Source organism: Lysobacter sp. P5_B9 (genome assembly GCF_054049835.1).
Genome location: NZ_JBFULP010000001.1, coordinates 1 through 14,597, shown reverse-complemented (window position 1 = coordinate 14,597; position 14,597 = coordinate 1). Strand labels below are relative to the sequence as shown.

General features: G+C 66.5%; 15 protein-coding genes, 1 rRNA gene and 1 other RNA gene. 9 read left to right on the top strand and 8 right to left on the bottom strand.

Going from position 1 to position 14,597, the window contains the following annotated elements:
- Positions 1–83 precede the first annotated feature (83 nt).
- From ACXJJ9_RS00085 to ACXJJ9_RS00070, 4 genes are all read right to left on the bottom strand, one after another.
- Positions 84–554 carry a hypothetical protein gene (locus ACXJJ9_RS00085; protein WP_457095282.1) on the bottom strand — a complete coding sequence of 157 codons (471 nt, stop codon included), beginning with the start codon at positions 552–554 and terminating at the stop codon, positions 84–86.
- Between the two features lie 122 nt (positions 555–676).
- Positions 677–1,408: an HAD family hydrolase gene (locus tag ACXJJ9_RS00080; protein ID WP_457095281.1), complete on the bottom strand. Its 732-nt coding sequence runs from the start codon at positions 1,406–1,408 to the stop codon at positions 677–679.
- Positions 1,409–1,572: 164 nt separating this feature from the next.
- Positions 1,573–1,944 (bottom strand): EF-hand domain-containing protein, encoded by a 372-nt coding sequence (locus ACXJJ9_RS00075; protein ID WP_457095280.1) that lies wholly within the window; start codon positions 1,942–1,944, stop codon positions 1,573–1,575.
- A 277-nt stretch (positions 1,945–2,221) separates the two neighbouring features.
- Positions 2,222–2,410, bottom strand: coding sequence for a CPXCG motif-containing cysteine-rich protein (locus tag ACXJJ9_RS00070; RefSeq protein WP_457095279.1), 189 nt, complete (start codon positions 2,408–2,410; stop codon positions 2,222–2,224).
- A gap of 166 nt (positions 2,411–2,576) precedes the next feature.
- On the opposite strand from ACXJJ9_RS00070, the gene ACXJJ9_RS00065 reads away from it, so the two are divergent.
- On the top strand, positions 2,577–3,080 hold the full coding sequence (locus ACXJJ9_RS00065) for a hypothetical protein (RefSeq protein WP_457095278.1): 504 nt from the start codon (positions 2,577–2,579) through the stop codon (positions 3,078–3,080).
- Positions 3,081–3,170: 90 nt separating this feature from the next.
- Here the strand turns inward: ACXJJ9_RS00065 and ACXJJ9_RS00060 are convergent, their stop codons facing one another.
- The 3 genes from ACXJJ9_RS00060 to ACXJJ9_RS00050 form a co-directional block, all read right to left on the bottom strand.
- Positions 3,171–3,965, bottom strand: a complete 795-nt coding sequence (locus ACXJJ9_RS00060; protein ID WP_457095277.1) for a lytic transglycosylase domain-containing protein — start codon at positions 3,963–3,965, stop codon at positions 3,171–3,173.
- 112 nt (positions 3,966–4,077) lie between these two features.
- A complete protein-coding gene (locus tag ACXJJ9_RS00055) occupies positions 4,078–5,403 on the bottom strand; it encodes an aminopeptidase P N-terminal domain-containing protein (protein WP_457095276.1) in 1,326 nt (441 codons plus the stop codon).
- A gap of 58 nt (positions 5,404–5,461) precedes the next feature.
- The gene (locus tag ACXJJ9_RS00050) at positions 5,462–6,010 is read right to left on the bottom strand and encodes a UPF0149 family protein (protein WP_457095275.1); all 549 of its coding nucleotides are present in this window, start codon (positions 6,008–6,010) and stop codon (positions 5,462–5,464) included.
- Positions 6,011–6,149: 139 nt separating this feature from the next.
- Between ACXJJ9_RS00050 and ACXJJ9_RS00045 the strand changes: the two genes are divergently transcribed.
- The 8 genes from ACXJJ9_RS00045 to ACXJJ9_RS00010 all read left to right on the top strand — a co-directional run bounded on the left by ACXJJ9_RS00045 (position 6,150) and on the right by ACXJJ9_RS00010 (position 14,133).
- Positions 6,150–10,673, top strand: coding sequence for an EAL domain-containing protein (locus ACXJJ9_RS00045; RefSeq protein WP_457095274.1), 4,524 nt, complete (start codon positions 6,150–6,152; stop codon positions 10,671–10,673).
- Between the two features lie 48 nt (positions 10,674–10,721).
- Positions 10,722–10,943, top strand: a complete 222-nt coding sequence (locus tag ACXJJ9_RS00040; protein WP_457095273.1) for a TIGR02449 family protein — start codon at positions 10,722–10,724, stop codon at positions 10,941–10,943.
- Positions 10,940–11,248, top strand: a complete 309-nt coding sequence (locus ACXJJ9_RS00035; protein WP_457095272.1) for a cell division protein ZapA — start codon at positions 10,940–10,942, stop codon at positions 11,246–11,248. The genes ACXJJ9_RS00040 and ACXJJ9_RS00035 overlap by 4 nt, the downstream gene beginning before the upstream one ends.
- A gap of 101 nt (positions 11,249–11,349) precedes the next feature.
- Positions 11,350–11,538, top strand: a non-coding RNA gene (gene ssrS, locus ACXJJ9_RS00030) — 6S RNA.
- Between the two features lie 113 nt (positions 11,539–11,651).
- Positions 11,652–12,257 carry a 5-formyltetrahydrofolate cyclo-ligase gene (locus ACXJJ9_RS00025; RefSeq protein WP_457095271.1) on the top strand — a complete coding sequence of 202 codons (606 nt, stop codon included), beginning with the start codon at positions 11,652–11,654 and terminating at the stop codon, positions 12,255–12,257.
- A gap of 19 nt (positions 12,258–12,276) precedes the next feature.
- A complete protein-coding gene (locus ACXJJ9_RS00020) occupies positions 12,277–12,744 on the top strand; it encodes an EVE domain-containing protein (protein ID WP_457095270.1) in 468 nt (155 codons plus the stop codon).
- A gap of 4 nt (positions 12,745–12,748) precedes the next feature.
- Complete coding sequence (gene rpiA, locus ACXJJ9_RS00015) at positions 12,749–13,396, top strand: ribose-5-phosphate isomerase RpiA (RefSeq protein WP_457095269.1); 648 nt, start codon at positions 12,749–12,751, stop codon at positions 13,394–13,396.
- Between the two features lie 8 nt (positions 13,397–13,404).
- Positions 13,405–14,133 carry a 2OG-Fe dioxygenase family protein gene (locus tag ACXJJ9_RS00010; protein ID WP_457095268.1) on the top strand — a complete coding sequence of 243 codons (729 nt, stop codon included), beginning with the start codon at positions 13,405–13,407 and terminating at the stop codon, positions 14,131–14,133.
- A 270-nt stretch (positions 14,134–14,403) separates the two neighbouring features.
- On the opposite strand, the gene rrf is transcribed toward ACXJJ9_RS00010, so the two are convergent.
- Positions 14,404–14,516 (bottom strand): 5S ribosomal RNA (gene rrf, locus ACXJJ9_RS00005).
- Between the last annotated feature and the right edge of the window lie 81 nt (positions 14,517–14,597).

Sequence of the window (14,597 nt, the reverse complement as noted above, 5' to 3'; positions counted from 1 at the left end):
CACCTCGCAGTGCCGCCTCTCCATGCTCGTGAAACCAGGCGTACGGCGACATTCGCCCAACGCGCAATCCCAACGCACAAATATCAATCGCGATCGTCTTCATCGCGCCAGTGGCGGCCGTCCCAATAGCGGCCATCGCGGTCCTGATAGCCGTAGTAGTAGCGGTTGTCGTAGTGCGCGTCGTAGCGACGGTCGTAGTGCGGATCGTAATAGCGGGTCACGCAGCGGCCCTTGCGATCGCAGGTCACGCGGTCCTGTGACTGCTTCTTCCAGTAGCCATAGGCGTTGCCATGCGGCGGGCCGCTGCGCACGTTGCGGTAGTAGACGGGCCGGCCATAGCGATCGTGCTCGACGAGCAGGCGATCGTCGTAGCCATAGTTGCCGTAACGGTAGTACGGATAGCCACCGCGGATCATGACGTCGGCAACGTCGACGATCACCCGGGCGAAGTCGTCGCCATTCTGCGCATGCGCCGGCGCCGGAGCAGCCAGCGCCGCCATGCCGATACCGGCGGCCAAAGCGGTCGAAGCCAACCAGCGGGTCACGATGGCCATAGCGTCCTCCTCTCTCTCACCCGCCACCGTGGCGGGCATGGGCAGACGATGCGAGGGGAACGGTGAACCGATTTGTAATTTTTGCGTGAACCGCAGGTATCGCTCAGGCGCCAGTTAGCAACTCATGTGCCGAGCATCGCCAATTGCCGCACCGCGGCCGGCAGTTCCGACGGCGTGGTCACGCGGCGCAGGCGTGGCGCATCGTCGGCCACTTGGGCCTCGGTCTCGTGCGCCCATGTCACGTGATAGGGCATGTACACGCCCCACCCGCCCAATTCGAGCACGGGCGCGATATCGGATCGCAGCGAATTGCCGATCATGGCGAAACGGGATGGGGGCAAGTCGAATTCCGAGAGCACGCGCGCGTAGGTGGAGGCATCCTTCTCGCTGACGATCTCGATGCGATGGAAGAGATCAGCCAGGCCCGATTGCTTCACCTTGTTTTCCTGGTGGAACAGATCACCCTTGGTGATCAGCACGATCTCGTGTTCGGCGGCGATTGCTTCCACCGCCTCGCGTATTCCCGGCAGCAGCTCCACCGGGTGCTGCAGCAATTCCTTGCCCAGGGCGACGATGCGGTGCACGTCAGCGGCACTGATGCGCGCCTCGGTGATCTCGACCGCGGCCTCCACCATCGACAGGGTCATGCTTTTCACGCCATAGCCGAACAGCGCGAGATTGCGCATCTCCACCGCGTACAGGCGCTCGAGCGTGCGGGCGTCGAGCAGGTCCACGTAGGGCTGCAGGATGCGTTCGAAGTCGCCCTGCGCGGCGTGGAAGTAGTCCTCGCTGCGCCACAGGGTGTCGTCGCCGTCGAAGCCGACGAGGCGGATTGCGTTGTCGTTGGATGTCATGCGCGCAAGTATGCCAGCGCGGCGCGGCGGGCCTTCGTGCACAAACGAAAGGCGGCCCACGGGCCGCCTTCGTTTGGCAAGGAATGGATCCGGCGTAAACCGGCGGGGCGCGAATCACGCGCCCCGCCGCGCCGGCACGTACCGGCAAACCGGTTGCGGGCGCCTTACTTCTTGCCCTTCACCTTGGTGTAGGCCTTGTACTCCTCCGGAGTCAGCGAGCCATCGGCATTGCTGTCGGCCTTGTCGAACGCCTGGCCCAGCGCCGGCACGGCGGCGGCCTCGGCCTTGGTGAGGTTACCGTCTTTGTTCAGATCGACGTCGGCCCAGCTCTTCTTGACCGGACTGGTGGCCGCGGCGGCGTCGTTGTAGGTGGCGGGCGGACTCGGGGACTGCATTGCAGCATCCGTCGGAGTGCTCGTCTGCGTCGAGGCGTCAGTCGCCGTGGTGTCGGTCTGCGACTGGGCGAAGGCCAACGGGGCGGACAGGGTGGCGGCGAGGGCGATGGTACCGAGCATGGACTTGCGGGACAGGTTCATCAGTTTCTCTCCAGGTAAGGGTGTGCGTGGCGGGTATGCGACTCGGGGGGATATGCCCCGCACGAGTCGTACCTTGCCCGCATCCGCATGAACACACACACCGCAAGGCGCCGTGCCGTGCACATGGCGTTAACCACAAGAACGTCAAACGCGTCTATGCGGTCGGCCTGAATCCGTTTTAAGCGTGATGGGCGTCGGAAAGCACAGCCTCCGCGTCGCTGAACGCAACACAACCTTTACGAATTTTCCGTCGCTGATCCCAAAACGCGACGCGGGTTCAGGCATCGCTGTCGCGCGCGGCATTCGCCAACACCTCTCCGCCGGCGCCGAAGGCAACGGAGATCTCCATCGGCCTGCAGCACACCGGACAATCCTCGACGTAGCGTTGCAGCTCCTCGGATTCGTCGATCATCAATTCGACGCGCTCACCGCAATAGGGGCAAGGCACCGTAATCGTGGGCAACATTGGCGACCTCCTCGGATGGCAATCCGTGCCAGCGTAGCGCCGTCGGCGGATGCCGGCATGCCGTCACGCCTCGCTAACCATTGCGGAGCAAAGCTGGCAATACGCGCTGGGGAGCCGCGCGGCGCGCTGCCACCGTCCGTTCGCGGCCGATCCCTAGGAGCGCGCGATGAAAACCCGACGTGTTTTCAGTACCCCCGACCTGGTCACGGCCCGCGCCGCCATCCAGGCCGCAAAAGACGTCGGCATCCATGACGAAGACATTTCGCTGGTCGCACGGTCGGACATCGAAGGCGGCCATATCCCTAACCGGCGCCAGGAGGCCGACAGCGACTTCGTTCCCGCCGCCATGCGCGGCGCGCTCTTCGGCGGCCTCGCCGGCCTGCTTGCCGGCGCGATCGCAGTAATCGCGTTTCCTTCGGTTGGCATGAGCTGGGCCGGCGCGGGCCTGGTGGCCCTGGCCGGTGTGCTGGTTGGCGCGTTCGCATCCGCTCTCGTCGGCTCGTCGCTACCCGACCCGGTGCGCCAGAAATTCGATGGCGAGATCAAGGCGGGACGCATCCTCGTCCTGGTCGATGGCGCGGCGGAAATCCTGCCCGCGGTGGAAACCGCGGTGACACGCGCCGGTGCGTTGTCGCTGCCTTTCGAGACTCCGACCGCGCTCATCCGCTGAGCGGGTCATGGGGACACGATTAGGGCGCCTGGTGGGCGCCCTCGTTGTGCCTCGCGAATGCCGCTGATGCCGTCTGCTTCGCGCGGCGCCTCATGGCATGGCACGGCCTGCGGCCAGTGGCGCGACGGGGCCGAGGGCGCGGCGATAACTCGCGTGCAAGGCCTGGACCTTGGCGATGTAGTCCCGGGTCTCGCGGTATGGCGGCACGCCACCGAAACGCGTTACCGCGCCAACGCCGGCGTTGTACGCCGCCGCGGCGAGAGTGAGGTCGCCTCCGTAGCGACGCAGCAAGGCATGCAGGTGCCGCGCGCCGGCATCGATCGACTGCACCGGCGAATACGCATCGGTCACGCCGTATTCGCGCGCGGTGTCCGGCATCAGCTGCATCACGCCCTGCGCGCCCTTGGGCGACACCGCCCTGGCATCGAAGCCGCTTTCGGCATGCGCGATCGCGCGCAACCAGGCATCGTCGATGCCGTGCTCCTTCGCGGCCGCGCGGAACTGGTTCGGATAGCGATCGAGCTGCGGCTTGCCGATGGCGCCCAGGCCCGCATGCGCGGGCTCGCCCGGGGGCGTGGCGACGGTGAACGCCAGCACCGGCGTCGAACCCGGCAGCCGGCGCGTGCTGTAGACGGTGCGGCCATCCTGCTCCCGCTCGTACAGCGTGCCGCTGACGACGCCCAGCGAGCCCCACAGGTTCGGCAGCTTCACGGCGTCATCGGCGAATTGTCTGGCGACGCAACGCGAACCAGGCTCCGGCGCCGTCGCAAGGCTGACGGTGCCGTCGCGCACGCAGCGATACACGGTCCGTGCCTGCACCGGCGCAGCACTCAATGCCAGTGTCAGCAGGATCCCCAGGCAGGCCGTGTGGCGGCGCGTGGTCATGCAGGCAGTCTAGGGTCGCCCTGCGTTAGCGCCATGTGCGGATGGTTTACCCGGCACCCGCTTGAGCCGCGCAGCAGCGCCTCGCGGCAAAAAAGCGGCCGTCCCGGGGACTTCAGGCGCGGGCCATGAACGCCTCGATCTCGTCGGCACTGCGCGCAAGGCCGCGGGTCAGCACCTCGTGTCCCGCGGCGGTCACCAGCACGTCGTCCTCGGTGCGGATGCCGATGCCACGCCATTTCGCGGCGACGCTGGTATCGTCGGGGGCGATGTACAGGCCGGGCTCGATGGTGAAGACCATGCCCGGTTCGAGCAGGCGCGATTCGCCATCGATGCGGTATTCACCGACATCGTGGACATCGAGGCCGAGCCAGTGGCCCGTCTTGTGCCGGTAGAAGCGGCGATAGAGGCCGTCGGCGATGTTCTTTTCCAGCTTGCCCTTGAGCAGGCCCAGGTGGAGCAGGCCTTCGGTCAGGGTGGCGACCGCGGCGACATGACCGGCTTCATAAGGCACGCCGGGCCGCGCCTGCGCAAGTGCGGCGGCCTGCGCGGCATCGACGAGGTCGTGCAACGCGCGCTGCTCCTTGGTGAAGCGGCCGCTCACCGGAAACGTGCGGGTGATGTCGGCGGCGTAGCCGCGGTATTCGGCGCCGGCATCGATCAGTACCAGCTCGCCCTCGCTCACTGGCGCATTGTTGGCCCGGTAATGCAGCACGCACGCGTTGCCGCCCGCGCCGACGATGCTGCCGTACGCGGACTCGGCATCGTGCTGGCGGAAGACGCGTTCGATTTCGGCCTGCAGTTCGTATTCGCGCATGCCACCGCGCACCGCGCGCATCGCCGCCTGGTGCGCAAGCACGCTGATGTCCGCGGCACGCTGCATGAGCTTGAGTTCGTCGCGATCCTTGAACAGCCGCATTTCGTCGAGCAGGTGGCCCAGCTCGAGGAATTCGTGCGGCGGCTGCGCGCCGTGCCGCACTTCCGCACGCACGCGGTTGAGCCAGCCGATCAGCTTCAGGTCGAATTCCTGGTCGCGACCGAAGTGGTAGTACACCCGCGTGCGTCCTTCGAGCAGCCCCGGAAGGATGTCGTCGAGGTCGCCGATCGGATAGGCGTCGTCCATGCCGAAGGCTTCCACCGCACCTTCCGGTCCAACCCGCGGGCCGTCCCAGGCTTCGCGTTCCGCGTCGCGCTCGCGGCAGAACAGCAGCGTTTCGCCGTGCTTGCGGCCCGGCACCAGCACCAGCACCGCGTCGGGTTCGGCGAACCCGGTCAGGTACCAGAAGTCCGAATCCTGGCGATACGGGTAATGAGTATCGCGGCTGCGCACCATTTCTTTCGCCGCGGGCAGGATCAGGATCGCCTGGTCGCCTGCCATGCGCATGAGTTGCTTGCAGCGACGGGTGTGGTTGCGTGCGGGGATGCTGAGCGGTCTGGTCATTCGCAGGAAGCTGATGCTGGACGGCCGCTCCGATGGAGCGGTGCGCGCGGACGTGAGGTCAATTGAACCGTTGCCGGTGCTGGGCCGCCAGCACGCAATCGCCGTGCAGCAGCAGCGCGGCGACGCGGACGAATTCCTCCAGCTCCACCAGCGCTTCCTCGTCCTCTTCGTCGCCATCGTCCTGCGGCTGCGCCGCGGCGAGTTTGGCGATATCGGCCAGCGCTTCGCGGCTGTCCTCGGACAACGATGGCGCGGCGCCCGCGGCGAGGCCGAAGCCGCCGAGGAAGCCGCGGCACCAGTCGAACAAGGCGCCGCTGCGTTCGGACAACGAAGCGTCGGCATCCGGCAGCAGCAGCTCGAATTCGAAGCTGCGATCGGCCAGTTGTGCCGCGCTGGCCAGGCGCATGTCGTCCAGCGCGCTGCCTTCCGCGACCGCCGGCAATTGGGGATCGGCCATGACCTTCGCCAGCCATTCCCGATTCGACACCCCCCCGCCGGCGAGCCAGCCACACAGGCCGCCATGCAGCTCCCATGAGGTGACGGACAGGGCCAGGGCGCGGATTTCGGCGTCGAGGGCGGCGGCGGCGGGCAGGTCGGGTGCGGACACGGTGTCGAGGCGCGTTGGGGGGATATCGGAGTTTAGCGGCAGACGCGTGGCTGGCGGCAGGCGCGGCGTGGCTTACACTGCCGCATACGCTCAACGGTCGGGGTCCGTGCGTAACTTTCCGTCCTACACCGCTTGCCTGATGGCATTGATCGCAGGCCTGCTCGGCGCGGGCATTGCGCGCGATGCCGGGGCGCTCACGCGCGAGTATTACTTCGAGCGCATTGGCAGCGCCCGCGGCCTGGGGCAGAACACCGTCAACGCCCTGGCGCAGGACGAGCAGGGCTTCGTCTGGGTCGCCACCCAGGGCGGCCTGCACCGCTACGACGGCCAGCGCTACGTCCAGTACCGGCATGACCCGCGCGATCCGGCGAGCCTCCCAGACAGCTATGTCACCGCACTGGCGATCGATGCCGGCAAATCGTTGTGGGTGGGCTCGTACTCCCAGTACGTCTCCAGGCTCGACCTGACTTCGGGCAAGATCCAGCGGTACGAGGTGCCGGGGGATGAACAGGCCCAGCGGCACGTGGCCGCGCTGCTGCCGCACGCCGGCAAAGTGTGGGTCGGCACCTTCGCCGGCCTGGAGAGACTGGATCCCGCGACGGGCACTCGCGACCGCGTGATCACGCTCGACCCCAGGGCACTGCGCAGGTCGCCGCGACAGGCCCTGGTGGCCGGACCCGAAGGCGAGGTCTGGTACGGCACGCAGACCGGCTTGTACCGGATTGGCGCACGTGGCGGCGTGGAACGGATGCGGCCGGCGCTGTCGGTGCGCGCCCTCGCCTACGACCATCGCGGCCAATTGTGGATCGGCGCGACCCAGGGGCTGTACCGGCTGGCATCGGACGGCCGCTCGTTGCTGCGCGTATGGCCTGCCGAAGGCGCGCAGGAAATCGAGGTGGCCGCGATAGTGGAGGCGCCCGACCATCGGCTGTGGCTGTCGCTGTCTGCACAGGGCGTGCTGCGCTTCGATCCCGCCACGGGTCGCAGCCTGCAATTGCGCGAGCAGTCCGGTGTCACCTCGGGCCTGGCGGAAGACAGCTTCAATGCGCTGATGATCGACCGCGGCGGCATGCTCTGGCTGGGCGGGCAGTTCCGCGGCGTCACCGTGGCCGATCCACGCGGGACGCGATTCAACTACGTACTCGACCTCGAAACCGGCCCCGGCCACAACGCGGCGACCGACGACAGCGTCCGCACCGTTGCCCAGGACACGAGCGGTGCACTGTGGATCGGAACCGACAACGCACGGCTGCTCCGCTACGACATTGCCGGCGACCGTTTCGAGGACTACACGCCGCGCCTTCCGCTCCCGCCCATGCCGGTGGCGCCACGCGTCATGGCCATGGTCCGCGACCGCGACGGGAGCCTCTGGGCGGCGACGGAACACGGCCTGATGCGGATCGACCCGCGGCGCGGATCGATCGAGCAGGTGCCGCTGGGAAGCTATACGAACGTCGCGATCCGCAGCCTGATGCTCGCGCGCAGCGGTGCATTGTGGATGGGCACGGCTGACAGCGGCGCCCTGCGCTACTCGCCGGATGACGGCGAGGTGCTGCACTACGGCTATCGCGATGGCGATCGCCACCAGCTATCGCATCCCGCCGTGCACGCCATGCTGGAAGACCGTCGCGGCCGCATCTGGCTGGGTACGGGCGACGGATTGGACCTGCTGGATCCCGCCACCGGCCAACTGCGCCACTACCGCCACGGCATCAACGCGCCGGACAGCCTGCCGGGCAACCTGGTGCGCGCGCTCTTGCAGGCGGCGGACGGGAGGATCTGGGTCGGCACGCACGCAGGCTTGAGCCGCGTGATCGAGACGCCGGACGGCGGCATCGCCTTTGCGCATCCCCTTGCCGATGCCCTGCGCGATCGCCTCGCGCCGGTGGTGTTTTCGATCGCGGAAGCGCCGGCGGGGACGTTGTGGCTCGGCACGGACAACGGCATCACCCGCTTCGATACGGCGAACGACCATTACCGCACTTACGGCCTTGCCGACGGGCTGCAGGACCTTGAGTTCAACGGTGCCGCGGTGACGAGGCTGGGAGACGGGCGCCTGGCTTTCGGTGGCGTACGCGGCCTGAACCTGTTCGATCCCCGCCGCGCGTCCGGCTCCGGTTACGTGCCTCCGCTGCGCCTGCTCTCCGCGCGCATCGGGGCGGAGGCGCCCATCAACGACGGCGTCCTGTGGCAACCGCATTCGCTATCGATACCGGACGGCGCCGAGCTGCTGCGACTGCGCGTGGGCGCGCTTGATTACGCGCCGTCCGCCGACATCCAGTACCGCTACCGCCTCGAAGGCTTCGATCCTGGCTGGATAGACAACGGCCATCAGCAGGACATCACCTATACGAAACTGCCGGCGGGCGAGTACGTCCTGCGCGTACAGGCCACCAATCGCGATGGGGCGTGGAATTCGCAGGAGTTGAGCGTCCCGATCCGCGTCATGCCGCCGTGGTGGCGGCACCCGCGGGTGGTCGCGACCGGCGCGCTTGCGCTGCTGGCACTGGCGCTGGCACTGGCGTGGCGCCACCACCAGCAGGTGCGGCGCGAACGCGGTTTGTTCGAAGCCATCCGCGAACGCGAGCAGCGACTCAAGCTCGCGTTGTGGGGCTCGGGCGAGATCTTCTGGGATTACGACCTGCGTCGCGGCGAGATGCACGCCATGCGCATCGACGAGCATCGCATCCTGGATGCCGACAAGGCCGTCCAGATGGAAATCGTCGATCAGCACGAGGTCCACCCTGACGACCTGCCACGCCTGCGCGACCTCCTGCGCCAGCACGTGCGCGGTGAGAGCCCGCTATTGCTGTCCGAGCACCGCGTGCGGATGCCGGACGGCTACTGGGCGTGGATGCTTGCCCGTGGCCGCGTGGTCGACCGCGATGCCAGCGGCCGCGCATTGCGCATCGCCGGTACCGCCCGGGATGTCACCACGACCCGCAATGCCGAGCGCGAGCGTCGCATCGCGAGCGAGGTACTGCGAAGCATGGGCGAGGCCGTATGCGTGTTCGATCGCGACTTTGCCTTCGTTTCGGTCAACCCCGCCTTTACGCGCATGACCGGCTATAGCGACGTCGAAGTCCTCGGTCGCGATACCAGCCTGCTCAACAGTACGCAGCATGATCCGGAGTTCTATCGGCAGATGCGCTTCCGCCTGGAGCGCGACGGCCGCTGGTCCGGCGAGCTCTGGCAACAGCGCAAGGACGGCCAGGAATTCCTCTGCTCGGTGCAGGCCAGCGTCGTACTGGACGCCACCGGCCAGCGCAGCCATTACGTGGGCGTACTCGGCGACATCACGGACCAGAAGCGCGCCGAGCAGGAGCTTCGCTACCTCGCCAACTACGACACCCTGACCAGCCTGCCCAACCGCACGCTGCTGTCGGAACGGCTGTCGCGCGCCATCGTGCGTGCACGGCGGCAGGGCAAGCGCATCGCCGTCCTGTTCCTCGACCTCGACCGCTTCAAGGACATCAACGACTCGCTCGGCCATGCCGCCGGCGATCGCATCCTGCGCGCCGCCGCCGCGCGCCTGCAGAACACGGTGGGCCCGCAGCACACCGTGGCGCGCCTGGGCGGCGATGAATTCACTGTCGTCCTGGAGGACGTCGATATCGTCGAGCAGGCCGAACAGGTTGCGCGCATGATCATCGATGCCTTCGGCCAACCGCTGGACATCGACGACCGCCACGACGTATCGATCTCGCCCTCGATCGGCATCAGCCTGTACCCGGACCACGCCCAGATCCCCACCGACCTGCTCAAGCACGCCGACACGGCGATGTACCAGGCGAAGGCTGCCGGTCGTCGTACGTTCATGCGCTACACCGACGCGATGGACGTCGAGATCCGCCAGCGCGCCACCATTTCGGCGGCGTTGCGCAAGGTGCTGGATCGCAACGAACTTCGCCTGGTGTTCCAACCCAAGCTGTCGTTGACACAGATGCGCATCACCGGCGTGGAGGCGCTGCTGCGCTGGCACAGCCCCGAATACGGGGACATTCCGCCCGACCGCTTCATCCCTCTTGCGGAGGAGAGCGGGCTCATCCTGGAGATCGGCGAGTGGGCCATGCAGGAGGCCTGTTCCACCCTGCAGCGGTGGCGCGAACAGGGACTGCAAGACGTCTCGATGGCCGTGAACGTTTCCGCGCTCCAGCTCGCGCGCGGTCACCTGGCGGACGTCGTGGCGCGCGCACTCTCGGGGCGCGGCATCCCACCGGATCGCCTGCAACTCGAACTGACCGAGACCGTGATCATGGCGAATGCAGGACAGAACGCCACGATGCTGCAGGCGATCCGCGATCTCGGGGTCGGGCTGGCGATCGACGATTTCGGCACCGGCTACTCGTCGCTGTCCTACCTCAAGCGCCTGCCCCTCACCACCCTCAAGATCGACAAGGAGTTCATCGGCGATCTCACCCACGATGCCGACGATGAAGCCATCACCGGTGCGGTGATCGCAATGGCGCATTCGCTCGGGCTGACCGTGGTTGCCGAGGGCGTGGAGACCGAAGCCCAGGTCAAGTTCCTGCACGACCACGGCTGTGACGAAATCCAGGGCTACTGGCTGGCGCGCCCGCTGCACGCGGATGAATGCCTGGCCTTCCTGCACAGCTGGGCGACCGCCGCCGTCGAAACCGACTGCCAGGCAGTGCCGGGCTAGCCAGCGACGCGCCTTGACCCGCCCCCGGCCGCTCCCCATCATCCGCCCATGGACCGCGCCCAACTGATCGCCGAACTGCAGAACCTGTCTGCCCGCCTCGATGAGCTGGGCGCGCAGGCGCGCCGTCTCAGCGACGAAAACCGCAGCCTGCGCCTGCAGCAGGAGCAACTGGCCAACGAGCGATCCACGTTGTTGGCCAAGAACGAGCAGGCGCGTACCCGGGTCGAGGCGATGATCGCGCGGCTCAAATCGCTGGAGCAGCACACGTGAGCTCGAAGGCCAGCGAACCGGTCAGCATCCGCCTGCTCGATCGCGAATACACCATCGGCTGCGAGCCCGACGAACGCGACAGCCTGATGGCCGCCGCGAAGCTGCTCGACAACAAGATGCGCGAGATCCGCGGCAACAACCGCATGGCCGCGCTCGATCGCGTTGCCGTGCTCGCTGCATTGAACCTCGCGCACGAGCTGCAGCAACTGCGCAGCGAAGGCGATGGCCGCGATCGCGAGCTCGTGCGCACGCTCGACGACCTGCACCGCAAGCTGGACGGTTTGTTCGACGTCACGCCGCGCTGACATGCGGGTCAGGCGTCATTCCGACTTCGTCGGAAATCGCAACAGTCACCGCGCCGACGAGCGGACTAGCCTCCCGGGGTTGCCGCGCTATAATTCGCGCACGTCCTCTGCTGTGCGCGACAGCTTGCGCAAACATTCGCCTTGCCCCTTAATGACGACACCGGGGGCGCAGCGGAAGCCCGGAGTGCATGTCCGCCTTGCAGCGGAAAGCCCGAAGGCATCCAAGCGTTCCCACTTGAACCCCGGGTTCAAGGTCGTTTCCGCAGGCATCGCACACCGGTGGAGGACTTTTCCCTTTCTGCGCGGCGCTTCGGCGCCGCGTAGTCGTATTCGACATCCATCCGTGCGCGCATGCACTTCCATGGCTTGTTCCAGATGAGCGCGTCAGCCGGTGGTTCACCGCATGAATGATGGCACTCGCGTAGCCCAACGCCGCCAGCTTCGAATGGATCTGCGGGCGCGTCGTCGCGCATTGCCCGCGGCGCATCGCATCGCCGCCGCCGACGCTCTCGCCGGGCACCTGCTCGCATTGCCGTTCGCACCGCGTTCGGGCTACGTGGCCGGTTACTGGGCCGTTGACAGCGAGATCGCGCTGCACAGCTGGCAGCTGCGCCTGCCGCCCGAATGCGTTTACTGCCTGCCCGTGCTGTGCGATGACCAGCGCCTGCGCTTTGCGCCATGGCGGCCCGGCGACGCGCTGGTCAGCAACCGGCACGGCATTCCCGAGCCAGACGTGTCGGCGTCGTCACTGCTGGACGCGGAATCCCTGTCGCTGGTGGTCCTGCCACTCGTAGGTTTCGACGAACACGGCAACCGGCTTGGCATGGGCGGCGGCTGGTACGATCGCAGCTTCGCATTCCGTCACGAACGCAGCGCCCCACCCCATCTCGTCGGCGCCGCGTTTGCATTGCAGCAGGTCCCGCCACTGGCAGCCGAGCCTTGGGACGTGCGCCTGGATGCGGTCTGTACCGAAGCCGGGCATTTCGATTTCACGTCCTCCGTCGCCTGACGTCCGCACGAGCAACCGCATGACCGCACGCCGCCGCTATTGGCTGATGAAGTCCGAACCCGATGCGTTCTCGATCGACGATCTTCAGCGCATCGGTACGGAGCCGTGGACGGGCGTCCGCAACTACCAGGCACGCAACAACATGCGGGCGATGCAGGTGGGGGACGGCGTGCTCTTTTACCACTCCAGCTGCGACATCCCCGGCATTGTCGGTGTTGCGACGGTGGCGACCCCGCCCTACCCCGACCCGACCCAGTTCGACAGCAAGTCCGACTATTACGATCCCAAGGCAACGCGGGAGCAGCCGCGCTGGGAGCTTGTCGACGTCACCTTCGAGCGAAAACTCAAGCGCACCATCGCGCTGGAAGAAATCCGCCAACACGCAGACGAGCTTGGCGAAGGCTTCGCGCTTACGCAGCGCGGCTCGCGCCTGTCGGTCCTGCCCGTTACCGCCTCGCAATGGAAACTTCTTCTTTCCCTGGAATGATCACGTGACTGAAGCCAAGCGCCTGGCCGGCGAAAGGGCCATCGACTACGTCGAAGATGGAATGATTGTCGGCGTCGGCACCGGTTCGACCGTTGCCTTCTTCATCGATGCACTGGCCCGCATCAAGGACCGCATCCGCGGCACGGTATCCAGTTCGGAACAGAGCACCCAGCGCCTGCAGATGCATAGCATCGAGGTGCTTGACCTCAATAGCACCGGGCCATTGTCCCTGTATGTCGATGGTGCCGACGAATGCGACCCGCACAAGCGCCTCATCAAGGGCGGCGGCGCTGCCCTCACGCGCGAGAAGATCATTGCCGAGGCGAGCGACAAGTTTGTCTGCATCATCGATCCAGCCAAACGCGTGGACGTCCTGGGCCGCTTCCCGCTCCCGATCGAGGTGGTTCCCATGGCGCGCAGCCTGGTCGCTCGCCAGATCGTGGCCAGGACCGGTGGCCAGCCGGTATGGCGTGATGGCGTGGTGACCGACAACGGCAACGTGATCCTGGACGTGCACAATCTTTCCATCACCGATCCGGTCGCCGTGGAAATGGCGCTCAACCAGATTCCAGGCGTGGTGTCGGTCGGCCTGTTTGCACGGCGCCCCGCGGATGTGGTGATCGTGGGTGGTGAGCCGCCCTTGGTCTTCTGACCGGTCCCATGTCCGCATCTTCGTCACCCGATCCGATACCTGGCCGCCTGCGTGATGCCGGCTTCGAGTTCGCAGAAGCCTCATGGATGCGGGCGCGGCTGCAGCAGGCCGGCGGCTTGCCGGACTGGGAAACGTTCGCCGCGAGCTGGGACGCATTGGAACCCGATGCCTACCTGGCACGGGTCGGCCGCCATCGCCGTAGGCGCTACGCAGTCTATTCGGCTGGTCACGCAGGCCCGATCGTCAGGGAATCGCACCAGCCCCATTACCAATCGAGCAACTACAACAGCCTTCAGGGCGACATCGAACGCTGGTTCGCTCCGATCGCGGACGAGGTCGGCGGTTGCGTCTCCCTGCAGACCGTCCTCCGGTTCAGCCGCGACCTGTTCGCGAAGCTTGCGCCGGACACGCGCCACTGGCACATCGAAGTCCACCAGTTCCGCATCGAAGCGAAACCCGGCGAGCCTGGCGAGCCCACGCCCGAGGGTGTGCATCGCGATGGCGTCGATTACGTCCTGGTCCTGCTGGTCGATCGCCAGAACATAGCCAGCGGCACAACCACCATTCACTCCGCCGACGGCACGTTGCTCGGCAGCTTCACCCTGACCCATGCATTGGATGCGGCTCTTGTCGACGATGCGCGCGTCTTCCATGGAGTCACGCCGGTCACGCCGCTGGACCCGGCCTTGCCCTCGCATCGCGATGTGCTTGTAGTCACGCTGCGCCGCAACGGCTGAGCGAGCTCCGCCACCCTGATACGCAAAGCCGGCGAAGCCCGGCCATCGGCTTGCCGCGAGCGGTTTCCGGCTCGTGGCGGGCTTGAGTGCTTTCGGTCATTCCCAAGTACAGGTTGCCTGCCGGTGGTCGCCGCGCGGGGTTGTCAGCGCGGGGTACTTACTGCGGTTAGTAAGTCAGACTTTCCACCTGGCGCCAGCCCGGGTGGTCCTTCGGCTTTTTCCCACGCAAAGAAGAAGCCCCGGTCTTTTGGACCGGGGCTTCGGATAAATGCTCAGCAATGACCTACTCTTGCATGCGGATGCACACTACCATCGGCGCGGTTGCGTTTCACTTCCGTGTTCGGGATGGGAACGGGTGGTGCCACAACGCTATTGTCACTGAGCAAGCTGGTGAAGCGGCGCTGTAGCGCCTGCTTGCATGGGATGGGAATTGTAGCAAGTTGGTCCTGGAAGGTCACGACGTC